This is a genomic window from Specibacter sp. RAF43, assembly GCF_052114065.1.
In the GTDB taxonomy this organism is placed as follows: Bacteria; Actinomycetota; Actinomycetes; order Actinomycetales; family Micrococcaceae; genus Specibacter.
Genome location: NZ_JBFREA010000014.1, coordinates 34,977 through 60,152 on the forward strand (window position 1 = coordinate 34,977; position 25,176 = coordinate 60,152).

Sequence of the window (25,176 nt, forward strand, 5' to 3'; positions counted from 1 at the left end):
GAACGTGTGACAACGGAACTGGCAATGGCGGTAGAAGAGGATGTCGCGGGACTGCGGCAGCTTGTCCGCGCCTGGGGAATGGAAAGAGTTCGCCCGCACTTCAAGGACCTGGAAGACGCGGCGGAGTTCCCGCGGGAGCTGTATCGCGAGCTGGGTGAGCTTGGCGTCTACGGATGCTGCTTCCCGGAAGAACTCGGCGGCATCGGCGCAGGTTTCGCCGCCCTCGCAGCGGTAGCCGAGGAACTCGCCTACATCTACCCTCCATTGTCGGCCGGCATGAACCTGCAGGCCGCCACGGTGCCCCTGACGATCGCGAACTGGGGCAGTGAAGAGCTCATCCAGCAATACGTCCCACGGCTGCTGTCGGCGGAGATTCTCGGCTGCAATGCCATGACCGAGCCGGACGGCGGATCCGACTTCCTCGGCGCCATGCGCACCCGCGCCGTGCGCGACGGCGACGACTATGTCATCAACGGCGCGAAGATGTGGATCACGAACGCAAATGTCGCCGACGTCGCGATCGTATACGCCAAGACCGACCCCGCCGCCGGTCACAAGGGTGTCACGGCGTTCGTCGTTCCGACAGACTCCGCGGGATTCTCCACCCGCCGCGTTCCCTGCCGCGTGCTCGGGAAACTGATGCCGACCAATGAGGTCTTGCTGCAGGACGTGCGGGTTCCGGCCTCGAACATCCTCGGGGCCGAGGGCCAAGGCTTTGTCGTGGCCATGAACGCCATGGATTACGGGCGCCTGTCGGTCGCGGCCCGATCCGTCGGCCTCGCTGCAGCGTGCCTGGATGCCTCACTTGAGTACGCCAATCAGCGAGAGGCCTTCGGACAGAAAATCGGGAACTTCCAGCTGATCAAGAAGCAGCTGGCCGACATGACGTGTGACGTCGCGGCCGCCCGCGCCCTTGTCTCGGCCGCCGCCGCACGGTACGACGCCGGTGACATCGCCACACGCGAGAGCTCCATCGCGAAGTACTTCGCGGGCGAGATCGGCAACCGCGCCGCGCAGGCCACCGCCGAAATCTTTGGCGGCTTCGCCTTCAGCGACGAATTCCCGGTCAGCACGTACGTCAATTACGCCAAGCTGTGGCAGACCGGCGAAGGGTCGGCGAACATCCAGGCAGTCCTCATCGCCGACGACGCACTGGGATGGAAGCGGATGGACCGGCACAAGACGGTCCTGAAGAAAGGCGCTACAGCATGACTGGCTTGAAGTTCGGCATCCTACCGACGCCCATTTACGGGGCCGAGACTCCCTATCGCAAGCAGGTCACCGAGCATGAGGAGCTGGTCGCTTCGGCTGAACAGCTCGGCTTCGAGTACATGGTGGCGGGGCAGCATTTCCTCGGTTCCGAACTGCGCTACTTCCAGCCGGTCCCTTACCTCACGCACCTCTCGCACGCGGCTCCCACGATGCACGTCGTCACCGGAATCATGCTGCTCTCGATGGCGAACCCCGTCGATATGGCCGAACAAATTGCCACCCTCGACGTCTTGACCAACGGCAAGACAGTCTTTGGGGTCGGATTGGGGTACTCGGACCGTGAATTCAAGGCGTTCGGCGTCAGCCCCAAACAAAAGGTCTCACGCTTTGAGGACGGGCTCGAGCTCATCAAGGCGCTGTGGTCGGGCGAGCGGGTCAATTATCAAGGCCGCTACTGGACCGTCGAAGACGTCCAGCCGGCCGTTCTGCCGGCGCAGCCCTCAGGCCCCCCCATCTGGATCGGCGGGCAGGCCGAGCCGGCCATCCGTCGCGCAGCCCTGCTGGGTGACGCCTGGTATGCCCCGCCCTTCCCGAGTCATGAGGGTTTGGCGAAGCTGCGGGCAACGTACCTTGCCGTCAGGGAAGAGGCCGCCCTGGCTACGGACGGCGACTTTCCCCTGCGACGTGAACTGATCGTGGCGGACACGCGGGCCGAGGCAGCGCGGCTGGCCGCCGAACGCAGCGCCCTGCGCTACAGCACCTACCGCTCCTGGGGGCTTTCGGGCCAGAACACTCCGACCAAGGCGCCGACCGGCGGGATCGAAATCGAAGACCAGTTCATCCTTGGCTCACCCGATGAAGTCGTCGACCAGCTGGGTGCGCTTCAAGAAGACCTTGGCATGACGCACTTCATGTTTAAGTCCCACTGGCAGGGTCTGCCGCACGCCGATGCCATGCGCCAGCTTGAGCGCTTCGGTACCGATGTGCTCCCGAAGTTGATTTGAGAGAAGCAAATCAGCGGATCGCCGCTTTCATTACCCGCAACCCAAGCAGCCCGATAAAGAGAGAGTAAAACCAATGGCACAGAAGCGCCCTGGAATGATGATCGCAATGTTTGATATCCCGGAAGAGCTCGATGAAGAGTTCAACACCTGGTACAACGAGGAACATATCCCCGAAAAGGTCGGAACGGTCCCGGGATTCCTGAGGGCCCGACGGTACCAGTCTCTCGAGGGGCGGCCCAATTATGTGTGCGTCTACGAACTCGAAGACGTCAGCGTCGTCGACAATCCGGCGTATCAGTCGAATTACAAGAGTGGTTCCACGACCACGCAGTTCATGAAGTCAAAGGCGAAGACCTTTTACCGCAACGTATACATCGAAATCGGAGATTTTCAGGGCATTCCGCTGCCCGCCGACGACTGACGCTGCCCATAGTATCTTGATCAAAGGATGTCACAATGATGGAAAATTCATGTGAGCAGCTCGGTCGGCGCTTGCAGCAGATTGAAGATCGCCTGGAGATCCAAGAACTCGTCGTTCGCTACGGGTTCTTGGTTGACGACCATGATTTGAACGGGGTGAAATCACTCTTCGCCCGGAATGGGCGGCTGAGAACCAACGCCGGTCTCGTCAAGGGCGAAGGTGTCGATGGCGTCGGCGCTTACTTCGAGAGCCGTTTTGCAACGCTCGGCCCGACGAATCACTTCGTGCACGGGCACATTATCGAATTTGAAGACGATAACCGCGCCACAGGCCTGGTTTCCTCCCACGCCGAGGTTTCGCGGGATGGTGCTCCGATGTTGACGGCGATGCGTTACATCGACACGTACACGAAAGTTGACGGGCGATGGCTTTTCGAGGACAGGATTCAGTCCTATATGTACTTCGTCGATGTCCGTGAGTATGCCGAAGCCCTTGGGGCGAAGCTGCGTATCCGGACGTCCCCCGCGGATGCGCAGCCGGGAGACTGGCCTGTGTGGTTCAACGCAGACCTGGAATCCGCGGCGTCTTAGTTCGGGAATCGGCTGATGGTTTGTGCGGGAGTTTATTCACTGTCGGRGACAGTGAATAAACTCCCGTGATGAACCACATCCAATTACTTCTCCCCAGCGGCAGCGCTCACGTGCCCGCGGTCCGGGCTCCATCGACGACGATGTTCGCACCGTTCACGTAACCGCCGTCATCTGAGAGCAGGAATGCGCACGTGCCGGCAATCTCGGCCACCGTCCCCAATCTGCCCATGTATGCGGCAGCCGCCTGCTCCTGTAGCGAGGCGCCGCGGCGATCGGCCGCTTCGCGGTACATCGGAGTATCGATCGAACCGGGGGAGACAACGTTGCACCGCACCCCGGATGCTCCAAAATCGATGGCGATTGACCGACTCAGTCCCAGCACCGCGGACTTCGAGGCTACATAGGCAATCGACGACGGTCGGGCATGGGTAGAGACAACCGACCCGAAGTTGATGATCGATCCGCCTCCGGTAGTGATCATGCGGCTCAAGGCAGCCTGGCACCAGAGCAACGTGCCCGTCAGATTCACCGAAAGTGTTCGGTCCCATGTTTCCTTGGAGACTTCCAGTGCGTTCCCTGCGGCGTGGATGCCTACGACATTGACCAGGCCATCGACCCTGCCGTGGTCCCGTGTGATGTTGTTGAAGACTTCGGCGGCGAAGGATCTGTCGGTGACGTCACCGATATAACGCGTCGTGTCCGCCGAGCTGGTCCAGTCCTCCAACCCGGAATTCAGGTCGACTGCGATGACGTGGGCGCCATCCTTCGTGCATCGCTCAGCGACGGCCCGCCCCATCCCCCGTGCCGCGCCCGTAACAACAATCGTGCGGCCATAAAGATTCGACAAGATCGTTCCGCCTTCCATGCATATGTTTATTATGTATAAGACTAAGCGTGGGGGAATGGCCTGGCAAGGGTTTCCCGTGGTTGAATAAGTGGAAATTGCTATATATAGTTATATCCATATTTGTGGTTAGTCTGCGGTTGGGAACGGGAGGGTGCATGGTAACGGGGCCGGTCTATGAGAATCTCCTGGTCGTCCGGGAGCCGGGCATGGTTTCAGTCACGCTCAATCGCCCGCACGAGGCGAACGCCCTGAGCCCCGCCCTCGCTGACGAGTTCTGCGACGTGATATCGAGTTCGGATGGAGATCCGGAATGTCGCCTTGTTGTCATCCGGGGGAGCGGGAAGTTCTTCTGTGCCGGCGGCGACGTCGTCGGCATGGCAACGGCGGATGATCAGGGTGGATTTCTCGCAGACCTGGCCGGGACCTTGCATCAAGGCATCCTCCAACTCGCGGGCTCCCGCCTCGTGACGATCGCCGTCGTCCAGGGTCCGGCGGCAGGCGCGGGACTGGGCCTGGTCCTCAACGCTGATATCGTGCTCGCCTCGCCGAAGGCATCCTTTGTCAGTGCCTACGGCGCTATTGGACTTACCCCGGACTGTGGGGTCTCTTATCTGCTTCCGAGGGTGATCGGGCGGCGCAAGGCCACCCAAATGCTCCTGACCCAGCGTGTTGTGGGTGCGCAGGAGGCGTTGGACTGGGGACTGGTGACCGAGCTGGTCGGCGAGGACGAACTGGAGGCCAGGACCCGGGAAGTTGCGGCCGAATTGCTGCGCGGTTCCGCGCACGCACTTGCCGGGACAAAGCGGCTGCTAAACGCCGCGAACCTCACCGACTACTCCGGACATCTGCGGGACGAGGCAGCCACCATCTCGCGGATGATTACCTACCCCGAGACCCGCGCGCGGGTCGACGCATTCTTGCGGCGCTCGGAAGACCGAGGCAAGAAAGTTGATCGGGAAGCGGAACCACAGACCGCTCCAAGCGGGCCGGGGGCTTCCGCCCGTGCTCAAAATGTCCGAGTGCAAGTTGCTGAAGGAGTGAACCAGTGAAGATCGTAGTTCTTATCAAACAGGTGCCGGATACCGAAGAGGAACGGACGCTTGATGCGGTGACGGGTGGGCTTGACCGCCAGACCGGAGAGAACGTGGTGGACGAGGTGGCTGAGCGCGCGCTTGAGGCCGCACTAAGTTACAAGGACGCGCACAAGGGCACGGAGGTGGTCCTCGTGTCGATGGGGCCGGCCACCGCCAACCAGGCCCTGCGCAAGTGTCTGTCAATGGGAGCCGATTCGGCCGTGCACGTCCTTGACGACACGCTCGCCGGCTCCGATATTGGCCGGACTTCCGCGGTGCTCGCCGCCGCCCTGCGACACACCGGATTCGATGTGATCATCGCCGGCAATGAGTCGACGGATGGGCGTGGCGGAGTGGTGCCGGCGATGGTTGCCGAGCATCTCGGTCTCCCGCATCTGAGTTTCATGAACTCCGTGGAGATCGCCGACGACACGGTCGTCGGGGAGCGGGCGGCCGAGAACGGGACGCTTCGGGTGCGCGCGTCGTTGCCCGCCGTGATTTCGGTGACGGAACGTTCACCGGCGGCCCGTTTCCCGAATTTCAAGGGCATCATGACCGCCAAGCGCAAACCGCTGACGACCCTGGCGCTGGGGGACCTGGACATGGATCCGGCATTCGCCGGTGCCGGCCGCTCGGTCGTGGTTTCAACCCGTGAACGCCCGGCCCGCACCGCCGGCAAGAAGATCGTCGATGAGGGCAACGCCGGCGTTGAGCTGGCGGAATTCCTTGTTGCCGGCCGGCTGATCTAGAAAGGAATCAATCATGTCCAATATTTTGGTATTCATTGAAGTCTCGGCTGCGGGCGAGATCAAGAACACGGCGCCCGGGTTGCTCGCCGCGGCGGCAAAACTCGGCACACCGGTGGCCGTCGCAACAGTGACGCCCGGTGCCACTGAGTCGATTGCCGCAGAGCTGGGCTCCCTTGGCGCGGAGCACGTCTATGTCGCGGAGTCCACTCAGGCCGGCACGTTGCTGGTGACCCCGCAGCTGGAGGCGCTGGCCTCCGCGGTATCCGCCCTCGAGCCCGCCGCGGTCCTGGTCGCGCATTCTGTCGAGGGACGGGATGTCGCGGCCCGGCTCGCGGTGCGCACACGGGCCGGACTCCTCGTGGACGCGGTTGACGTGTGGCGAGATGGCGCCAATGTGGTCGCGGCACATTCGGTATTCGGAGGGACCTACACCACGGCGTCCACCGTGGAAGGTGGGTTGTCGATCGTGACGATTCGCCCAGGTGCGATCGAAGGGCGCGCAGCAGCGGCCACCCCGACAGTCACCCTCGTGACCGTGTCCGAGGAGACATCCCGCTCCGCGGTGATCGAGGACATAAACGAGTCCGCAGGATCTTCCGGGCGTCCGGAACTGCGTGGTGCCACGACGGTGGTCTCCGGTGGCCGCGGCCTGGGTTCGAAGGAAAATTTCGAGCTCGTCGAACAGCTTGCCACGACGCTGGGAGCGGCGATCGGCGCCTCCCGGGCGGCGGTTGATGCCGGCTACGTACCCCAGAGCCACCAGATCGGCCAGACCGGGATCACCGTGTCGCCGCAGCTGTATGTTGCATTGGGGATCTCCGGTGCAATCCAGCATCGAGCGGGGATGCAGACCGCGAAGACGATCGTGGCAATTAACAAGGACGAAGACGCCCCGATTTTTGACATCGCCGACTTCGGCATCGTCGGTGACGTGTTCACCGTGGTGCCGCAACTCATCGAGACCATCGAAGCACGCGGCAGGTAAGTACGCTCGAGTCCGCCATCGGAGAGGCAATTCAATCCATGTCTACATCGACGAAATTGAATCAAAGTGCAGTAAAGAGCAGGTGGTTCAAGCTGGTCTGGATCATCCCGGCCGCGGTCGTGGTCCTCTTTCTGGTGGTGCTCACGGCCAGATGGCTGCGTGAACTTCCGACGGTGCAATTGTTCATGACTGATTACACCGGCGCCTCACGGTCGCCGGAGGGTGCGCCGGTCGGGTTTCCCGCCTGGCTCGGGTGGCAGCATTTCCTGAACTCGTTCTTCATCCTGCTGATCATCCGGACGGGCTGGCAGGTCCGCACCGTCACCAAACCGGCGGCCCACTGGACCCGCAACAACAACGGCCTAGTCCGCACGGAGAACCCGCCGGCGAAGATCAGTTTGAATCTGTGGTTCCATCTGACCCTGGATGCGCTCTGGGTACTCAATGGAATTGTTTTCTACATCCTGATCTTCTCAACCGGACAGTGGAAGCGCCTGGTCCCAACAAGCTGGGACGTGTTCCCCAATGCCATTTCAACGGCGATCCAATACGCGTCGCTGAACTGGCCCACCGAGAACGGGTGGGTCAACTACAACAGCCTCCAGCTGCTGGCCTACTTCACCACGGTGTTCATCGCAGCGCCGCTCGCCCTGGCCACGGGCCTGCGAATGTCCGGGGCGTGGCCAAGGAACGCCGCAAGAGTGAACAAAATCTACCCGGTGGAGCTCGCCCGGGCGATCCACTTCCCGGTGATGCTCTACTTCGTCCTGTTCATCATCGCCCATGTCACCCTGGTCATGGCGACCGGAGCCCTGCATAATCTGAACCACATGTATGCCGCCCGCGACGACGGCTCCTGGGCCGGATTCTGGATCTTCGCCGGCTCACTCGTCGTGATGATCGCGGCCTGGATGGCCGCGCAACCGATGTTCCTGCGTCCCATCGCCTCCCTGACCGGCAAACTGTCCCGCTAAAGGATTTGGCCACGGGCGTTGGTGACATGCGGCGTGGCTGAGTGACAAAAAGAAGACCTCTGTGAATTGGTGCTTGCGAGAGCTATCACGAGAACCCGGAGGTCTTCTTCGTCTCCCATGTTCATGCTTTGTTGGCTCCCAAGGGCCGGCCGATACCGGGAGCACGGGGCGGCCGGGACGCAGGACCGCTCCAGTCGTCCCCACCGTTCCTCGCAACGCACCCCGGTGCGGACGGAACGGCGGATCATCCACCGTGCACAAGGTCCTCAGCCGGTACGGTCTGGCGAAGCTGGTATGGCTGGAGGGTGCCACCGGGCGAATCATCCGCCGCTACGGCTACGCCTACCTGCACAATGCGGTCGATGACCACTCACGCCTCGCCTACCGGGATCCATCACCGATGGGACGAAGGAAAACCGCTGCAGGGTTCTGGGAACACGCCAACACCTACTTCAAACCCCACCCCGAGACATGACACGCTACATCGAGGACTCCTACGACGGCCGTGACATCATGTCGTGGCCGCGCGGGGCATTTTCCCTTCACTGACCACGAGCCTCCGCCTGGCCATGCGTATCAGGATTGCCGCCGGCAACGTAACGATGCCGACCACCACCCAGGCCGCTTCAAGACTCCACCAAAGAGTGGCGAGGGCGAATAGGGAAGGGCCGGCCGCGGCGCCAAGTGCAGTGCCGAGCTGGAAACGGCCCGTGGCCCGTGCGGCTGCAGCACTTGTGTACCTGAGCAGTCCAATGAGGACGAGTCCGGGCCAGCCCCATCCGGCGGAGAAAGTCAGAATGGTCCCGATGACCGCGAGCAGAGGCTGGCCCGTGGCCATGGTGAACATGCCCACGCATCCCAGGAGGATCAGGCGCGTGGCGGGAAGCAGGCCGTCGGAGCCGTTTCGGTCGGCCCACCAACCGCCGAGAAAACGCGTGAGCAGCGAGGCAATGCTGGCTATCGCAATGACATAGCCGACGTGAACGGAAGAAAGGCCGCTGGACTGCAGTGAGAGAGCGGCATAAGCCGTGATGGCCCCGACAGGTATGGTTGCGAGCGCGCCCGCGACGGCCAGAAGGGCTATGCCACGGTTGTCTCCGGCGGGGGCCCGATCGTAGACGGCCGCGGGATTGAATCTGATGGTGCGGGCGCGACTGGTGACGGTGACCACCAACGCCGTTACCGAGACGACTGCGGCCAAGACATACGCCCACCGCCAGCCGACGCCTATGGCGATGACCGGAACGGCAACGCCGGCAAGGAGACCCGCCAGAGGTGCGGCCGCTTGCTTGGCCCCCATCGTTAGACCGCGCCGCCCTGGCGAGACCTCGGCCACCAGTATGACGTTGGTGGTGGGCGTGATCAGGCCGTAGGCCAGTCCGGCCAGAACCAGCCAGCCGACGAGGGTCCAAAAGGAATTGTTACCGGTGCCAAGACCAACCTGTGCCACCGCCGTCGTCGCGAGACCGAGGGCGGCGGCGACCCTCCAGCCCCACCGGTCGGCCCACGGCGCGATGAAGAAGGCCGAAGCAGCTGTCGCCAGCCAGAAGCAACTTGCGGCGATGCCAAGCGCTCCGTCGCCCACACCAAGGTCATCCCGGAACTGCAGCGACGTCAAGCCGACCAGTACAGGGGTGAGGACCGCCGCCGCCAACATCGTAATGGCGGCGACGACGGCCCTGCGCGCATGGGGAAATTCTTCCTGGAGAACATCGTGCACAGTCAGGCTCCTCATCCATGCGTGTACTGATCAGATCGGCGGTCCGCTCTAGATCCCGTTCAGGCGGTCGGCCTTCCAGCCGAGCAGGCGCTTCTCAGCGAACGAGACCAGTGCGCCGAGCAGGAGCGCGAATACCATCAGGACCACGATCCCGGCGAAAACACCCGCCGTATTGAACTGCCCCGAGGCCTTGATAATCAGGTACCCCATGCCGCTGTTTGACGCCATCATCTCGCCGGTGACGGCCGCAACGAGAGCATACGGAACCGACACGCGCATACCGGCGATGATCCAGGTCATCGCCGAGGGTACGGTCACTTTGCTGTGGATGTGTCTGCGACCCGCCTTCATCACCTTCAGGACGTCGATGAGGCCACGGTCGACCTCACGGACGCCCTCATGGGTGTTGTAGAAGACGAGGAAGAACACCACTGTGATGACCAGCGCCAGCTTTGAGCCGATACCGAGTCCGAACCACAGCAGGAAGAGCGGGATGAGCGCAAGCCGCGGCACGGCATAGAGTGCAGCCACAATCGGACTGAAAATCGCGCTCATGTAGGGGTTGATTCCGAGGAGGAAGCCCACCAGCATGCCCAGTGCTGCACCGATGGTGAAGCCAATCACGGTCACCTGCAAGGTGACCAGGAGGTTCGGTATCAGGATGCCTTCTGCAATCCATTTGCGGAGCATCTCCATCACTTCTGACGGCTGGCTGATGTAGAAGTGGTCGATGACAGTCCACGCCTGGCCGGGCGGCCCGGAAAAGAGTTCCCAACATCCAAGGAGTCCGACAATCAGTAGGATGCGCCCAATATGGATGTTGCGTCGTCGCTGGCGGGCCTGCGCGACCTCGCGATCTATCTCCAAGGCCAGATCGGGCTCGACCTCTGCCCTGCGATTCATAGCGGGTTCACTGGTGAGCTGTGTCATCGCGGATCCCCTCCTTTCGGCCCCTGCTGGCCTTCTTCGATGATGTTCCATAGCCGTCGCCAAACCTTCGCGAAGTCCGCCGTTTGCCGAATCTGGACCAGGCTCCGGGGGCGCTCGAAGGAAATGTCCTCGATGTGCACAATCCGTCCCGGATTCGTGCCGAAAACCACTATCTGGTCGGCCAGTAGGATGGCTTCATCAAGGTCATGTGTGACGAACAAGACGGTCTTTCGGTCCTGCTCCCACAGCCTGAGCAAGTCAGTTTGCATCGTGTTCTTGAGCATGGCGTCCAACGCGCCAAAGGGCTCATCCATCAGCAGTGTCTCGGGTGAATAAATGAGGGTGCGCGCCAGGGTTGCGCGTTTCCGCATTCCCCCGGAGAGCTGCGACGGGTAGTGATTTTCGAAACCCGACAGGCCGACACGGGCGATGACTTCGGCCACCCGATCGCGCTTCTCTTTCCCGGAAATGCCTTGGATTTCCAGCGCGATGGCGATGTTGTCCTCGAGGGTTCGCCAGGCAAGCAGGTTGTCCTGTTGGGTGATGTACCCAACTTTGGTGTTGACCTGCTGTACCGGTTCGCCGTCGTAGTAGACCGTGCCCCGGCTGGGGGCGAACAACCCCGCAGCCATGTTCAGCAGGGTGCTTTTTCCTGAACCGGAAGGGCCAAGAAGGCAGACAAAGCGGCCGGCCTCGACGTCGAGGTTGACATCCTTGACCGCTATGAAGTGCTTGGAGCCCGTGTCGCCCCTGGCCAGGAATGCCTTGCTGACGTCCCGGAAGCTAATGCCTTTTGCGACCACTCCGTCCCGGCCGGCGGCGCTCACTGCGGGCGCGCCTTCTGATGCCTGGACTCCCAGGTTGATGCTAGCCATGGGTGGTTAGCCTTTCTCTATCTCGTCGAGGATGCTGAGGTCATATACTTGATCGAATTTCACGGTGACCGGCTTGTCCGAGTGGTTGTTCACCATGTTGACCAGTGCGTTGAATCCGTCCTTCTCGGGGCGGAAACCGCGCAGTGCCGTCGATAAGTTGGACTTGAAAGCCAGATCGAACGTCTTCTGGGCAAGATCCGGGAAGTACTTGGCCTTGATCGCGACTGCGGTTGCGTCCGGGTTCTTTTCCAGGTTGTCGGCTGCAGTCTTGAGGACCCGGACGAATTTGACGACTTCCGCGCGATGCTCAGCCAGGTAGGCCCGCGACGTCACAACATCGATGTAGGGAAGCGCCTTGAACTCGGGGATGTCGCTCAGCGTCAGCCAGACCTGGGCGTATCCTTCGGCGACCGGCTGGACGCTGGTCGGGGAGGAGAACGCGAACCCGTCGACCTGGCGCTCCCGCATGGCGGTCACGAGTGCGGCAGGTTCGGAAATGGGCCGAACGGTGACATCCTTATCGGCATTGAGCCCATAGAGCGAGAGGGATTCCCGCACGGCCAGATCCGTGAGGGAACCGGGCTGGGGGAGTGCCAATCTCAGGCCCTTGAGTGCCTTGATACGGTCGGCGATCGGGGCATTGGCGGCGACGCCCAGCTTCTGGATGACGTCGTTTCGCAAGGTGATCTGCGTGGTCGGGCCCTTGGTCAGCGTCGCGACCGAAACGATGTCTCGGCCGGCCGCCACGCCCGGAAGCACGCCGCTCGTGCCCACGATGGCGATGTTTGCGTTGGAGGTAACGGACTGCGCCACCTGCGCGGCATTGGAAATCACCGCGTTGTACGTGACATCCAACCCTGCTGCGGTGAACCCGTTCTCGGCGAATGCCGCGAGTTGGGACATAACGGCGAAGGATTCCGTCGAAGGCTGGAACACGACCGTTGCGCTGCTTTTTGCGGCAGGTGTTGCTGCCGGTCCGCATCCGACCGCCACCGCGCCTATGACCGCAAGAGCGGCACCGGTTAGCAGTTTTCGGCTGAAGGGCTTCTTGGTCTGGGTGGGCGTGCTCATCTAGTCTCCTCGTTGACTTGGTCCTCGGCCTGGTGGCTCGTGATGACCTAAAGCTATATATGAATATGATGATCGTCAATAGTTTTTGCCGTCATTCTCCGGCCGACTCATGGTGCGGCCACGGCTCGCGGCACTTTAGGACCACGAAGGACGCCGCGGTGGCTCGCCCGCCGCGGCGGTGCCGGCTATGTAGCCAAAGGTCAGTCCGGGCCCAATGGTTCCACCCGGGCCGTAATATCCCTGGCCCGTCGGGGAGGCCACGCAGTTGCCGGCTCCATACAAGCCGACGATTGGCGTGTCATCTTGGCGAAGAATCCGTCCGGTCTCGTCGGTCACGGGGCCACCTTTGGTATCCAAGGCCCCCGGGCCGAGAATCACGCAATGGTAGGGCCCTTCCGCCGCGAATGCGTGCATCGTGGGGTTGAGCTGCTCCTGGGATCGAGGCGCCGTCGCCCATGCAGCCTCAATCGGCGTCTCTCCACGACGGAAGTCCTCGTCCTTGCCCGCCACCGACATCCGATTAAACCGTTCGATGGTCTCCCGCAGCTCCGTCGCGAAATCCTCTGCCAGACGGAACTCTCCGGTGCGGTCGGCGATGGAATTCACGCGCGCCAAGATTTTCCCCGACAGTTCGGCCAAGGTGTCCCCCGACAGCACATTCTCACTGCCCCCGTTTTCATCAGGGACGGGGAAACGATGGGGGGAGGGTCTCGTGTCCTTCATGACGCAATCGTCGAAGATCATAAAGAGCAGAAAATTCGAATATTCGCGCCGGTCGGGATTCCAATGGGAATGCACTTGGCCGCGCTCGTTGTACGCCATTTTTTCGTTCATGACCCGCCGGCCGAACTTGTCCACGATGACCATGCTGTCGCCGAACGGGTAGACGCAGTCGCGGCTTGTGGCGCGTGAGCGCAGCGCGGATTCCAGGACAACCTGATCCCACCAGGCGTGGCTCATGTTGCCCAGTTTTGCGCCGGCCTGCATGCCGATGCGTACGAAATCTCCTGTGGCTCCGACCGCAGCCGAGCTGCCAAGCACGGGACCCCGCAGGAATGTCGCGCTGAGCTCCTTGTCATGGATGAAGCCGCCCGTGGCGAAGACCACTCCTCGCGCGGATCCATAAAGGCTGGTTCCGCGTCGCGACCTCGCTTCGACTCCGACAACGGCGCCGGATTCATCGGTCACGAGGCTGTCCACACGCTGCCCAAGCAAAATCTCGACGCCGAGCTTCCGGCAGGCTTCAAGCATGCTCTCGACGAGGATTTGGCCGCCCGTGGCGTCTATGCCCCGTCGGTGACCTTCCGGGAGGCGGATTCTGAGCGAACGACCTTCAGGTGCCTTGTTTTCCGGCAGGTCTGCGTGATAATCGGGATAGCTGGGGAACTGCTCGGTTTCAATGGGGATCGCCCCCAAGCCGTGCAAATCTTCGAAGGCAGCCGTCCCCTGATCATAGAATGTCTCAAGGAGACGAAACTTCTCAGGAGTTAGTCCGAAGTATTCCTCACCGGAGGAATAGGAGTCGGGAAACGAAACCTTGGAGAGGAATCTGAGGGCATCCAGGCGGGGATCCGAGATGCCCGCCTTTTGCATGAGTGGGTTATTTGGAATCCACATCGTGCCGCTCGATTTCGCCGTGGTACCTCCGGCGTGCTCCCCTCGTTCGAGCACGAGGACTTTGCTGCCCTTGGTGGCTGCTCCAAGGGCAGCTGAAAGTCCGGCGGCTCCGGATCCCACGATGATGACATCAGCAACTCCTGCCCACTCATCGCCCCATGAGCGGTTCTCCTCACGGGCGGGCGCTTTGTGATCCAACGCTGGCATTGTGACTCCTTCATGACATAGATCGGTTGTTTGTAACGTGTAATCGGCGGCTCGCCGATCACGGCTGCCTCCCCGGGACTGCCCGGCCTTCCGCGAGCCGGGAACCCGAGTGCGTTCCCTTGGGGGAACAGTAGATCCCAGATAAGGGCGGGAAGCTAAATCGTCCCGGCTGCGGTTGCTTTTCATGAACGCGTGTGCATTCAAGGCAAAGCGTCGGCGTCGACCGGTCCCCCCGGTTGTGCGGAATCCGGCGGGGAATGCTAGAGGCGTTCGATGATGGTTGCGTTGGCCATGCCGCCGGCCTCGCACATGAGTTGGAGTCCGTACCGTTGCTGGTTGTCTTCCAATGCATGGAGCATCGTGGTCATCAGCCGGGTACCTGAGGCGCCCAGCGGGTGGCCGAGAGCGATTGCCCCGCCCCGCGGGTTGACCTTTTCAAAGTCGGCATTGAAATGTGATTGCCAGGCGAGCGGCACGGGCGCAAAGGCCTCATTAATCTCGATGTGATCCATCTCCTCAAGTCTCATCCGCGAACGCGCCAGGATCTTTTCGGTAGCGGGTATGGGCGCGTTGAGCATCAGGATGGGGTCGTCTCCAACGGCCGCCATGGCATGTACTCGTGCCCGAGGCGCAAGACCCAGTTCGCGGGCCTTGCGTTCACTCATGAGCAAAACGACCGTGGCGGAGTCCGCCAACTGTGACGAATTCCCTGCCGTGACGGACCAGTTGATCTGGGGGAAGCGGCTGCTGATTTCAGGGGTCTGGAATACGGGCGCCAGGCCGGCGAGGCGTTCGACGGTTGTGTCCGGGCGGGGCGTCTCGTCACGGCTGATCGTGATTCCCCCGGGGGTCCTCACCGGTATGATCTCGCGGTCAAAGACTCCGGCTGCGGCGGTTGCAAGCCGGTGTGAGCGGGCGGAGTACTCATCCTGGGCTTCACGGCTTATGCTGTATTTTGCGGCAACCAGCTCGGCCGCAACGCCTTGCGAGACGATACCCGGGGCGTATCGCGAGGTGACGGTTGGGCCATAGATGTCGGCCCCCATCCGGGCCGAGCCCATGGGCACTCGGCTCATGGATTCAATCCCGCCAGCAATGACAATGTCATACGCTCCGGCAAGGATGCCCTGGGCGGCAAAGTGGAGCGCCTGTTGGGAGGAGCCGCACTTTCGATCGATCGTCGTCGCGGGGACGTGCTGCGGATAACCGGCGGCGAGCCAAGCCAGGCGGCCGGGGGTCATTGATTGCTCCCCGGCTTGGGATACGCACCCCATGATCACATCATCTACCGTGCCCGGATCGATGCCGGAACGGTCGATGAGGGCCGTCAAGGCCTGGGCCAACAGGTCCACGGGATGGACACCTGCAAGGACTCCGCTTGGTCGTCCACGACCCGTCGGCGTCCGCATGGCGTCGACAATCAGCGCATCATTGCTCATGGGCTAACCCTTCTGTATTTCTTATCATGATTCTAATCATGAGATAAATTCTAGGCCGTTCGACGACGAAAAAGAAGGGGGCGACCATCGGGGCGGGTCAACGGCGAATGCGGCCGGGTGCTACCGAGCGGAACTGTTGACTATTCAGAATAACCATATCTATGGTTACGTTAGTGGCGAGATGGCCTCAGCCGCACATTGACCGGTGCCGGCAAGGGCATCGTTGGCGGCGAGAAAGGTCCTTGACACCGTGCGCGTATCCCTCCGAATCTTTGGATTTCCCCTGACCGATTACAGGGAGATGGCAAGGGCGGCCGAAGTCCTCGGATTCACGGGGATCTGGGTGCCGGACCATGTTGTCGCCATGTCCTCGAATGACGCAAAGTATCCATATCGTCGATCCGGACTTCCCAGCTATGACGGTGACACCCCGTTCGCGGACCCACTCGTGATGTTGAGCCATCTTGCTGCGGCGACCGAACGCATCGAACTGGGCGTCGGGGTGTATGTCCTGCCTTTGCGGCACCCCTTGAACGCCGCAAGGATGCTCCTCTCCGTCCAGGAACTTTCACATGGGCGATTGAACCTGGGCGTGGGCGTTGGCTGGAATCGGGCGGAGTTTGATTCCCTCGGTGAGCCATTTGAGAAGCGGGGAACGCGTGCCGAGGAAATGCTGGGGGTCATGAGGCGGGCCTGGGCCGGCGTCCCTTTCGAGCATGCCGGTGACTTCTATGGACACGGTGAATTGCAGGTGAGCCCTCCGCTGTCCGCCCCCATCCCGATTCTCTGGGGCGGAACTTCGGAGGCATCGCTGAAGCGAGCGGCTCGGATCGCCGACGGCCTGTACTGCCCGCCCGGGGAACTGCGAGCCACTCTCGAACTTCGTGAGCGAATGGTGCCCATGCTGAATGCTCAAGGCAGGGACCCGGATTCATTCCGGTTTGTCGTTCGGTGCCCGGAACCGACCGATATGAATGTATTCGTGCAGGTGCAGCAAAGTGGCTTCGAGGAGATGGTCATCAACGTTCCGCGCTCGGGAACGAGCCTGGCTCAACGAATCGAGTGGATCGAGACAACGGCCAAGCAGCTTCGCGACATCGGTGCGCTGGAGGGCGCCCGATAATCGAGGCGACGCCGTGATTCGCGGTCCCCGCGCCGCTCCGCGGCGTCCGGGCGTTCAGCCCAAGGCGCGCAGACGCGGTGCGAGGTCGCGGGCGAAGAGTTCCAGGAAACGGCGCTGGTCATGCCCCGGCGCATGGAAGACCAAATGGTTGAGTCCCGCATCGAGGTACTGCTTTACCTGTACGACCACCTCGTCGGGGTCTGAGGCCACGATCCAGCGTTTGGCGACCTGCTCGATCGGCAGTTCATTGGCGAGGCGCTCCATCTCTTGGGGGGAGTCCACGGAGTGCTTCTGTTCCGGCGTCAGGGAAAGCGGGGCCCAGAATCGGGTGTTCTCCAACGCGCGCCCGGCGTCGGTGTCGTAGGAGAGCTTGATCTCGATCATCCGGTCCACCGAGGCGACGTCGCGTCCGGCCTGGGCGGCGCCGTCGGCGACCGCCGGCATCAGCTTCTCGGTGTAGAGTTCCATGCCCTTCCCGGAGGTGCAGATGAAGCCGTCGCCGGCCCTTCCCGCGTACCGGGCGACGACCGGGCCGCCTGCGGCAATGTATACGGGGATTCCGCCGTCGGGAACATCGTAGATCGACGCTCCGCGGGTGCCGTAGTAGTCGCCGTCAAAGTCTGTGGTTTCCCCGGTCCACAGTGCGCGCATCAGGGTTACTGCCTCGCGCAGGCGGGCGAACCGCTCCTTGAATTCGGGCCATTCCCCCTTGTGTCCGGTGGCAATCTCGTTCAGCGCCTCCCCGGTGCCCACGCCGAGCATGATGCGTCCGGGGTAAAGGCAGCCCAGGGTGGAGAACGCCTGGGCGATCACCGCCGGGTTATAGCGAAAGGTGGGCGTCATGACGGAAGTGCCGATCTGGACACGCTTGGTACGCTCGCCCACTGCGGCCATCCAGGCCAGCGAGAACGGCGCATGGCCCCCTTCGTGGCGCCAGGGCTGAAAGTGGTCCGACACCGTCACCGAATCCATGCCGGCCGCTTCGGCGGCAACGGCCAATTCCACGAGTTCGCGCGGGGCAAACTGTTCAGCCGACGCCTTGTAACCGAACCGGAGACGCCCTGCCGGGCTCTGCTGTTGGAGCATGTCTTCATCCTTTGTCTCGCGGGAATCTGCCACGTGGGCTTCGTGCGGAAGCCCAGGGATGCTGAGGCCGACCCCTGTAATTAAACATGGTAACCGTTATTATGAATATGTACACGAGCGGGCCGTGGCCACTCGACCCGCGGGTCCGTGGTGCGGAGCTCTTGACAAGGGCGCCCGGGTTCCGAAGAGTAGTGGTGAACCATTATAATAGTAGGTTGTAAATTGGGACGGTTTCGCGGCGAACTGTGGGTGCCACCCTCCGGGGGCGCCCCGCGCTCGGGATCCCCGCATCGGAGGTTGGACAGTGTCTGAATCGGAATCATTCGTGCCGACGACAAGCGCGATTCGGCGGGCTCTCCGGCGCGCCGATGACGGGGTCGTGTTGAACGCCGTCGAAGCCGAGACGCTGCTTCACGCTCGCGGCGATGATCTTCAGCGGCTGCTTGCGGCGGCCTCCCGCGTCCGCGACGCAGGCCTGGAGAAGGCCGGGCGCCCGGGAGTGATCACCTATTCACGCAAGGTGTTCATCCCGCTGACGCGTCTGTGCAGGGACCGCTGCCACTACTGCACCTTCGTCACCACCCCGGGGCAACTTGCAAAAGCGGGACAGGCTCCCTTCCTCTCTCCGGACGAGGTCGTGGCCATTGCGCGCCAGGGCGCGGCGCTGGGCTGCAAGGAGGCCTTGTTCACACTCGGTGACAGACCCGAGGACCGCTGGCCGGCGGCCCGCGAGTGGCTTGATGCGCACGGCTACGACTCCACCCTCGATTACCTGCGGGCCATGGCGATCCGCGTCCTCGAGGAGACCGGCCTGCTGCCGCATTTGAACCCCGGAGTCATGACGTGGGAGGAAATCCAGCGGCTCAAGCCGGTGGCACCTTCGATGGGCATGATGCTTGAGACGACCGCAACACGCCTTTGGTCTCAGAAGGGCGGCCCGCATTACGGGTCCCCAGACAAGGACCCCGCGGTGCGCTTGAGGGTCCTCGAGGACGCGGGACGTTCAAACGTTCCCTTCACCACCGGGGTGCTGCTCGGTATCGGCGAAACATATGCGGAGCGGGCGGAGGCAATCTTCGCCATCAGGGCGGCGAGCCGCCGCCATGGCCATGTCCAGGAAGTCATCGTTCAGAATTTCCGGGCCAAGCCGGCGACGGCAATGATGCGGTCCACGGACCTGGAGACGATGGAATACGCGGCCGCGGTCGCGGTAACCCGGCTGGTGCTCGGGCCGGCGGCCCGGCTGCAGGCGCCGCCAAACCTCACCGACGCCCACGAGCTGTCCCTGCTGGTGAGGGCGGGAATCGATGACTGGGGCGGGGTTAGCCCGGTTACCCCGGACCATGTCAACCCCGAGCGTCCCTGGCCGCACATCGAGGATCTCACCCGGCTCACCGCGGAAGCCGGATTCACCTTGCGCGAGCGGCTGACCGTCCACCCCCATTACGTGCGCATTGAGGAGCCGTGGATCGACCCCAGAGTCCTCCCACATGTTCGTGCCCTCGCGGATTCGCAAGGACTGGCCGTTGAAGGCAGGCTCCCGGCCGGGCTGCCGTGGCAGGAACCGGACCCGGACTGGGCGCAGGCCGGCACCGGAAGGGTGAACCTGCACGCCGATATCGATACGACAGGGCGCACCGGCGACCGCCGGAGCGACTTCGAGGACGTGTACGGGGACTGGTCGGCGTTGCGGGAGGAGGTCCTTGCCGCGAAGCCTGCCCTGGTGGCCGGCGGCAACGCCGAAATCCGTTCAGCCCTTCGACGGGCGGAGAACGATCCTGCGGGGTTGTCGGACGCGGACTATCTGGCGCTCCTGACGGCGGACGGCGCCGAACTGGACGCGCTGGCGCTCCTGGCGGATCAGGTCCGCTTCGAGAGCGTCGGCGACGATATCGGCTATGTGGTCAATCGCAATATCAACTTCACCAACGTCTGCTACACCGGCTGCCGTTTCTGCGCCTTCGCCCAACGCAAGACCGACGCGGACGCGTTCACGCTGTCGATGAAGCAGGTCGGCGATCGCGTGGATGAGGCGTGGTCCGTCGGCGCCACGGAGATTTGCATGCAGGGCGGCATCCACCCGGATCTTCCCGGCACGGCCTACTTCGATCTGGCCAGGACCGTGAAGGAACGGCAGCCGGATATCCACCTCCACGCCTTCAGCCCCATGGAAATCGTCAACGGCGCCTCGCGGACCGGCCTGTCGTTCGAGGACTTCCTTCTGGAAGCGAAGGCGGCCGGCCTCGATACGATTCCCGGCACTGCCGCTGAGATTCTCGACGATGAGGTGAGATGGATACTGACCAAGGGAAAGCTGCCCGCCGCGACCTGGCTCGACATCGTCAAGACCGCACACCGGATTGGTATCCGGAGCAGCTCCACCATGATGTACGGTCATGTCGACAACCCGTCGCACTGGGTCGGGCATCTGCGGACCCTCTCCAAGCTCCAGGACGAGACCGGCGGCTTTACCGAGTTCGTACTGCTGCCGTTCGTGCACACGAACTCGCCGGTCTACTTGGCCGGAGTTGCGCGGCCCGGGCCCACCATGCAGGAAAACAGGGCCGTCCACGCCGTTGCGCGACTGATGCTGCACGGTCGGATCAACCATATCCAGACCTCCTGGGTGAAGCTCGGCGTTGAGGGCACCCAGTTGATGCTGCGCGGCGGCGCGGACGATCTTGGCGGGACGCTGATGGAGGAAACGATCAGCAGGATGGCAGGCGCCGACAATGGCTCGGAAAAGACCGTCGCTGAACTGGAAGGGATGGTCAGGGAGATCGGACGCAATCCGTGGCAACGCACCACAACCTACGGGACGCCGCCCGCGGAACGCGCCGCCGTCGCCCGTGAGCACGCCGCCGTTGGTTTTGGAGCGACGGGAAGGACCTTGCGGTTGCTGCCCATGGCACTGTGAGGCGGGCATGCCGGCGCCATGGTGGCTATCTCATGGCGCCGGAACCGTGATGCCGGGTTGCCCGGCACAGGCACACCCCGCGGGGAACGCAGGGTTCCGGATCTGCTCTTGGCCCTACCCTAGCGACCCGTCCACTGCGGGGCGCGCTTTTCCATGAAGGCACGGGCACCCTCCGCGGCGTCCTGGGATTTGCGGATCGGGTCCACATGGTGGTGCTGTCGGGAGAATTTTTCATCCAGTGACCAGTCGGGCGACTCGACCATCACCTGTTTGGAGACGACCAGGGCCCGGGGGGCGTTCTTGGCGATCTCGTCGGCCAGGCGCAGTGCCTCCTCCAGCGCGCCGCCAGACTCGGTGAGCCTGTTCACCAGGCGTAGTTCGGCCGCCTCCGTCGCCGGCAGCAACCTCCCTGTGAGTACGAACTCCATCGCGTAGTGGTAGGGGATGCGGTGCTGCAGGCGCAACAGTCCGCCTGCGTTGGCGGTGAGCCCGCGTTTGACCTCGGGCAGTCCGAACGTGGCGTCCTCGGCTGCGACAATCAGGTCGCAGGCGAGGGCGATCTCAAATCCGCCGCCAAGTGCATAGCCTTCAACGGCCGCAATGAGCGGTTTCCGGGGCGGGCGTTGGACGAGTCCGGCGAAGCCGCGGTCGGGGACAATGGGGATTTCTCCCCGGGCAAAGCCCTTCAGGTCCATGCCGGCGCAGAAACTTCCGCCGTTGCCGGTGATCACGGCAATGCTGAGATCATCGCGACGGTCCAGAACGTCAAATGCTTCGGCCAGTTCCTCGGAGAGTTGCAGGGATATGGCGTTCTTGGCGTGCGGGCGGTTCAGGGTCAAGACCAGGACGCGCCCGCGTTCCTGGACGAGCAGAGGCTGTTCTTCACGAGTCATATGTTCTCTCCTTGGCTGATGGTGCCCGTCGCTGCGTTTTGGCTAGCGCGGGGCCATGCGGACGGCGCCATCGAGTCTGATGGTTTCACCGTTGAGCATGGGGTTGGCGATGATGTGTTGAGCCAGCGAGGCGTACTCCTCGGGAGTGCCCAGCCTGCTCGGGTGCGGGACACTCTGCGCCAGGGAGTCACGGAATTCTTCTGAGAGCCGGGAGAGGATGGGCGTGTCGAACAGGCCGGGGGCGATCGTCATGACGCGGATGTGCTTGCGGGCGAGGTCTCGGGCGGCGACGAGCGTCATGCCGACTATGCCGGCCTTGGATGAGGCATAGGGGATCTGGCCGATCTGGCCTTCATATGCGGCGATGGAGGCGGTGAGGATGCAGACTCCGCGCTCGCCGTCGAGCTCCTCATTCTTCGCCATGCGTGCTGCGCTCAAGCGAAGGACGTTGAACGATCCGATCAGATTGGTCCTGACCAGGCTCTCGTAGACTTCCAGGGAACCCGGGTTGCCATCACGGTCGACCAGGCGCAGCGTACCGCCGCGTCCGGCGCAGTGCACCAGGGCGCGCAGGGGGGCGAGAGTCTCCGCGGCGTCGAGCGCCTCATTGACGGTCTCCGGATCCGTGACGTCCGCCGGCACGAAGATGGCGCCGATGTCGGCGGCGACCTGGTCGCCGGCGGAGGTGGGCAGATCCAGGATGACGACCTTGGCGCCCTCGTCCGTGAGGCGGCGGGCCGTTGCTGCGCCGAGGCCAGAGGCGCCGCCGGTAACGACGACGGATGATCCGTTAATGTTCATGGGTGTTCTCCTGCTTGGTCGTGGGAACGCTCGATGAGGGTTGCGTGGTGGCGGACAAAGACGATTCCATACTATTGCTTATCATGATTGTTATCGTAGGGCAATTGCCCTCGCCTCCGCAATGCACCGCTGCCGAACGGCGACGAATGGCGCCTCTGCGAGGTGTGTAAGCCGACGTCGCACCCACGATGGACACGCGGAAGCGGCCGTCCCAGAGCGCCGTGTGCGCTTTCTGGCGCAGGCGTCCCGAGGCGGTTCACGGGGCCGGGGGATAGGATGATGCGCTGTGGGCGGAATCGGCCCATGCCGGCGGCAGCCCCGTCACCCGGGGCCGTTGAACGGTTCGCGATTCTCGGCGCCGCCTCAGATGGGCAGGGCCGGTTGTCCGGTTGGCTGATGGGACTGGGCGAGGGCGGCCGCAGCCTGGCCGGCGGCAAATCCCTGCTCGTACGCCTCGTCGCTGCCAAGCCTGAACATGTCCTGGTCCGCCGGTCGGATGAGCGCCTTGGCGGTGTCGGCCGGTGCGTCGTCGAGCGGATCGGCGAGTACCAGATGACGCAGCCCCCGGACGAGGGCGACGGGCCGTCCGCTGGACTTTCCCTTCACGAGATCGGCCGCACCGCAAATCTCATCAGCCACGGCGGCAGCGGACGCCACGAGTATGTTGCCGTGGGCGTCGCGAGTCCCCCGATAGTCCTCGAGAACCTTCAGTCCGGCTGCCCCGATCGCGGCGTCGGTCTGCCCTTCCCGCCACGGCCGGCCCAGCGTGTCGCTAATTACCACCCCGAGGGCCACCCCGAACCGCTCGCGGAGTCCGAGGCAGAGTGCGCGAGCGGAGGCGTCCGGATCCACGGGGAGCAGGAGCACCGTGCCCTCGGGCGTGTTGCTATTGTCGACGCCGGCGGCAGCCAGTACCAGCCCCTGGCGGTTCTCAACGATGCGGGTCACGCCGCCGGCATGTGACCGGCTTGCCACGAGGCGGACCGTTTCGGCCGTAATGGCAGCCTCGCGGTCGGTTGCCTCCACATGGCGGCCTTCCGCTTTCGAGACGATCTTGCTGGTCACGACCAGAATGTCACCGTCCCGCACCCCGTTGAGGGTGGGGTCGGAAGCCAGGGCGTTGCCAATGAGAAGTTCGAGGTTGTCCCCGGCCTGGATTTCGGGAATGCCGGCAAAAGCGCTAACAAGAAGCTGGAACATGGAAACCTTTGCAAAGCGGACAAGAGGCGGGTGGCGCCGGGCGGCCGGGCGTGCCGGTCTGGGCGGCCCGAGGTGACTAAAAAACTAACATGCGGATCGCGCTCGATTGCCCCGGCCCCTAGCGCCGGAGCCGAGGACGCTGACCGTTTCAATGGAGGTAGGCGGGGTGCTCATGCTTCATACCTCCTGATGAGAGCGGCCAGCGCCTGCCCGCCGCCGATGCACATGGTGACAATGCCGTACTCCAGTCCGCGTCGCTTCAGGTCCTTGGCGGCGCGCAAGGTGAGGATGGCACCAGTCGCTCCGACCGGATGGCCCAGCGCGATGGCTCCACCGTAGGGGTTGGTTTTCTCCGGGTCCAGCTTGGCATCGCGGATGACCGCGACCGCTTGGGAAGCGAAGGCCTCGTTGAGCTCGACGGTGCCAATGTCCGCCGGGGTCAGGCTGGTTTCGTGGAAGAGCTTTTGGAGGGCCAGTGCGGGGGCGTAGCCCATCAGCGCGGGGTCGATTCCGGCGGTGGCGACATATTCCAGCGTGGCGAGGCCGTCGAGGCCGCGTGCCCTGGCGGTGCTTTCCTTCATCAGCACCAAGGCGGCGGCGCCGTCGTTGATGCCCGATGAATTTCCGGCCGTCACCGTGCCTTCCTTGTGGAATGCGGGGCGAAGGCCCTGCAGACTGCCAAGGGTGGTGTCCGGGCGGGGATGCTCATCCTCGGTGACCCGCGCGGGGTACTTGCCGGAGGTCTCCACCGGCGTGATTTCCTCTGCAAACGCGCTTCGGGATGCTGCCAGCCCGGCCCGCCGCTGGCTTTCAAGGGCGAATTCGTCCTGTTCCCGCCGGGATACACCGTACGTGGCGGCGACGTTTTCCGCTGTGACGCCCATGTGCTTGTCGCTGAAGGGATCGGTGAGCATGGCAATCGTGCCATCGATCTGAGTACGGTTTCCCAACCGGGCGTTGTCTCGGGCATTGAAATCCAGGAAGGGCATCCGGGACATCGATTCGTCCCCGCCGGCCAGGATAATGTCCGCGCCACCCCAGCGCAGCTGCTGCGCGGCGGACCACACGGCCTGCAGGCCGCTGCCGCACAGCCGATTGACGGTGAAAGCCGGAGTGGAGTCCGGCATGCCGGCCGCCAAGGCCACGCGGCGGGCGTTGTACGCGTCCGGCCCGACCTGGCCGATGCAGCCCATGATCACCTCGTCGATCTCGTTCAGGGCCACGCCGCTGCGGTCCAGGGCGGCCGCGGCGGCGATGGCGCCGAGTTCGTGCGCCGGGACCGATTTGAGGGCTCCCGCGAATTTCCCAATCGGGGTCCTCGCGCCGTCAATGATAACGATTCTGTCTTCTGACATGGGTTCCTCCACTCTCTGCGGGGCTGGCCAATCCCGGGTCGGTAGTGCTGCTGCCTTTTATCCATCATAACCAATACATACAATATA

Annotated in this window: 22 protein-coding genes and 1 pseudogene; 11 read left to right on the forward strand and 12 right to left on the reverse strand. The window is 63.2% G+C overall.

The window, feature by feature from the left end:
• Positions 1–6 precede the first annotated feature (6 nt).
• The 4 genes from AB4Y80_RS09385 to AB4Y80_RS09400 all read left to right on the forward strand — a co-directional run bounded on the left by AB4Y80_RS09385 (position 7) and on the right by AB4Y80_RS09400 (position 3,227).
• Positions 7–1,212, forward strand: a complete 1,206-nt coding sequence (locus AB4Y80_RS09385) for an acyl-CoA dehydrogenase family protein (protein WP_442213799.1) — start codon at positions 7–9, stop codon at positions 1,210–1,212.
• Positions 1,209–2,216: an LLM class flavin-dependent oxidoreductase gene (locus AB4Y80_RS09390; protein ID WP_442213800.1), complete on the forward strand. Its 1,008-nt coding sequence runs from the start codon at positions 1,209–1,211 to the stop codon at positions 2,214–2,216. Before AB4Y80_RS09385 ends, AB4Y80_RS09390 begins: the two co-directional genes overlap by 4 nt.
• Positions 2,217–2,289: 73 nt before the next feature.
• Entirely contained in the window at positions 2,290–2,637 is a 348-nt protein-coding gene (locus AB4Y80_RS09395; RefSeq protein WP_442213801.1) for a hypothetical protein, read from the forward strand.
• Between the two features lie 35 nt (positions 2,638–2,672).
• On the forward strand, positions 2,673–3,227 hold the full coding sequence (locus AB4Y80_RS09400) for a nuclear transport factor 2 family protein (protein WP_442213802.1): 555 nt from the start codon (positions 2,673–2,675) through the stop codon (positions 3,225–3,227).
• A 106-nt stretch (positions 3,228–3,333) separates the two neighbouring features.
• Here AB4Y80_RS09400 and AB4Y80_RS09405 read toward each other — a convergent pair whose 3' ends face one another.
• Entirely contained in the window at positions 3,334–4,092 is a 759-nt protein-coding gene (locus AB4Y80_RS09405) for an SDR family NAD(P)-dependent oxidoreductase (protein WP_442213803.1), read from the reverse strand.
• Between the two features lie 137 nt (positions 4,093–4,229).
• On the opposite strand from AB4Y80_RS09405, the gene AB4Y80_RS09410 reads away from it, so the two are divergent.
• The 5 genes and pseudogenes from AB4Y80_RS09410 to AB4Y80_RS09430 form a co-directional block, all read left to right on the forward strand.
• On the forward strand, positions 4,230–5,123 hold the full coding sequence (locus AB4Y80_RS09410) for an enoyl-CoA hydratase/isomerase family protein (RefSeq protein WP_442213804.1): 894 nt from the start codon (positions 4,230–4,232) through the stop codon (positions 5,121–5,123).
• A complete protein-coding gene (locus tag AB4Y80_RS09415) occupies positions 5,120–5,896 on the forward strand; it encodes an electron transfer flavoprotein subunit beta/FixA family protein (protein WP_442213805.1) in 777 nt (258 codons plus the stop codon). Before AB4Y80_RS09410 ends, AB4Y80_RS09415 begins: the two co-directional genes overlap by 4 nt.
• Before the next feature lie 13 nt (positions 5,897–5,909).
• Positions 5,910–6,881 (forward strand): electron transfer flavoprotein subunit alpha/FixB family protein, encoded by a 972-nt coding sequence (locus AB4Y80_RS09420; RefSeq protein WP_442213806.1) that lies wholly within the window; start codon positions 5,910–5,912, stop codon positions 6,879–6,881.
• Positions 6,882–6,919: 38 nt separating this feature from the next.
• Entirely contained in the window at positions 6,920–7,855 is a 936-nt protein-coding gene (locus tag AB4Y80_RS09425) for a cytochrome b/b6 domain-containing protein (RefSeq protein WP_442213807.1), read from the forward strand.
• A 144-nt stretch (positions 7,856–7,999) separates the two neighbouring features.
• Positions 8,000–8,312, forward strand: a pseudogene (locus AB4Y80_RS09430) (IS481 family transposase); the annotation flags it as partial.
• A 54-nt stretch (positions 8,313–8,366) separates the two neighbouring features.
• On the opposite strand, the gene AB4Y80_RS09435 reads toward AB4Y80_RS09430, so the two are convergent.
• The 6 genes from AB4Y80_RS09435 to AB4Y80_RS09460 all read right to left on the reverse strand — a co-directional run bounded on the left by AB4Y80_RS09435 (position 8,367) and on the right by AB4Y80_RS09460 (position 15,714).
• Positions 8,367–9,575 (reverse strand): MFS transporter, encoded by a 1,209-nt coding sequence (locus AB4Y80_RS09435; RefSeq protein ID WP_442213808.1) that lies wholly within the window; start codon positions 9,573–9,575, stop codon positions 8,367–8,369.
• 48 nt (positions 9,576–9,623) lie between these two features.
• Entirely contained in the window at positions 9,624–10,505 is an 882-nt protein-coding gene (locus tag AB4Y80_RS09440; protein WP_442213809.1) for an ABC transporter permease, read from the reverse strand.
• Complete coding sequence (locus AB4Y80_RS09445; RefSeq protein ID WP_442213811.1) at positions 10,502–11,380, reverse strand: ABC transporter ATP-binding protein; 879 nt, start codon at positions 11,378–11,380, stop codon at positions 10,502–10,504. Before AB4Y80_RS09445 ends, AB4Y80_RS09440 begins: the two co-directional genes overlap by 4 nt.
• Before the next feature lie 6 nt (positions 11,381–11,386).
• Entirely contained in the window at positions 11,387–12,451 is a 1,065-nt protein-coding gene (locus AB4Y80_RS09450) for an ABC transporter substrate-binding protein (protein WP_442213812.1), read from the reverse strand.
• 135 nt (positions 12,452–12,586) lie between these two features.
• Positions 12,587–14,275: an FAD-dependent oxidoreductase gene (locus tag AB4Y80_RS09455; RefSeq protein WP_442213813.1), complete on the reverse strand. Its 1,689-nt coding sequence runs from the start codon at positions 14,273–14,275 to the stop codon at positions 12,587–12,589.
• A 260-nt stretch (positions 14,276–14,535) separates the two neighbouring features.
• A complete protein-coding gene (locus tag AB4Y80_RS09460; RefSeq protein WP_442213814.1) occupies positions 14,536–15,714 on the reverse strand; it encodes a thiolase family protein in 1,179 nt (392 codons plus the stop codon).
• A 250-nt stretch (positions 15,715–15,964) separates the two neighbouring features.
• Here AB4Y80_RS09460 and AB4Y80_RS09465 point away from each other — a divergent pair, with 250 nt between their 5' ends.
• Positions 15,965–16,837, forward strand: coding sequence for a TIGR03619 family F420-dependent LLM class oxidoreductase (locus tag AB4Y80_RS09465; protein WP_442213815.1), 873 nt, complete (start codon positions 15,965–15,967; stop codon positions 16,835–16,837).
• Positions 16,838–16,891: 54 nt separating this feature from the next.
• On the opposite strand, the gene fgd is transcribed toward AB4Y80_RS09465, so the two are convergent.
• Entirely contained in the window at positions 16,892–17,923 is a 1,032-nt protein-coding gene (gene fgd / locus AB4Y80_RS09470) for a glucose-6-phosphate dehydrogenase (coenzyme-F420) (protein ID WP_442213817.1), read from the reverse strand.
• Positions 17,924–18,227: 304 nt separating this feature from the next.
• On the opposite strand from fgd, the gene AB4Y80_RS09475 reads away from it, so the two are divergent.
• Positions 18,228–20,840 (forward strand): bifunctional FO biosynthesis protein CofGH, encoded by a 2,613-nt coding sequence (locus AB4Y80_RS09475; RefSeq protein ID WP_442213818.1) that lies wholly within the window; start codon positions 18,228–18,230, stop codon positions 20,838–20,840.
• A 119-nt stretch (positions 20,841–20,959) separates the two neighbouring features.
• On the opposite strand, the gene AB4Y80_RS09480 is transcribed toward AB4Y80_RS09475, so the two are convergent.
• The 4 genes from AB4Y80_RS09480 to AB4Y80_RS09495 form a co-directional block, all read right to left on the reverse strand.
• Positions 20,960–21,733: a crotonase/enoyl-CoA hydratase family protein gene (locus AB4Y80_RS09480; RefSeq protein ID WP_442213819.1), complete on the reverse strand. Its 774-nt coding sequence runs from the start codon at positions 21,731–21,733 to the stop codon at positions 20,960–20,962.
• Between the two features lie 42 nt (positions 21,734–21,775).
• The gene (locus tag AB4Y80_RS09485; RefSeq protein ID WP_442213820.1) at positions 21,776–22,534 is read right to left on the reverse strand and encodes an SDR family NAD(P)-dependent oxidoreductase; all 759 of its coding nucleotides are present in this window, start codon (positions 22,532–22,534) and stop codon (positions 21,776–21,778) included.
• Positions 22,535–22,897: 363 nt separating this feature from the next.
• Positions 22,898–23,734, reverse strand: coding sequence for a coenzyme F420-0:L-glutamate ligase (locus tag AB4Y80_RS09490; RefSeq protein WP_442213821.1), 837 nt, complete (start codon positions 23,732–23,734; stop codon positions 22,898–22,900).
• Between the two features lie 170 nt (positions 23,735–23,904).
• Entirely contained in the window at positions 23,905–25,089 is a 1,185-nt protein-coding gene (locus AB4Y80_RS09495) for a thiolase family protein (protein WP_442213822.1), read from the reverse strand.
• Between the last annotated feature and the right edge of the window lie 87 nt (positions 25,090–25,176).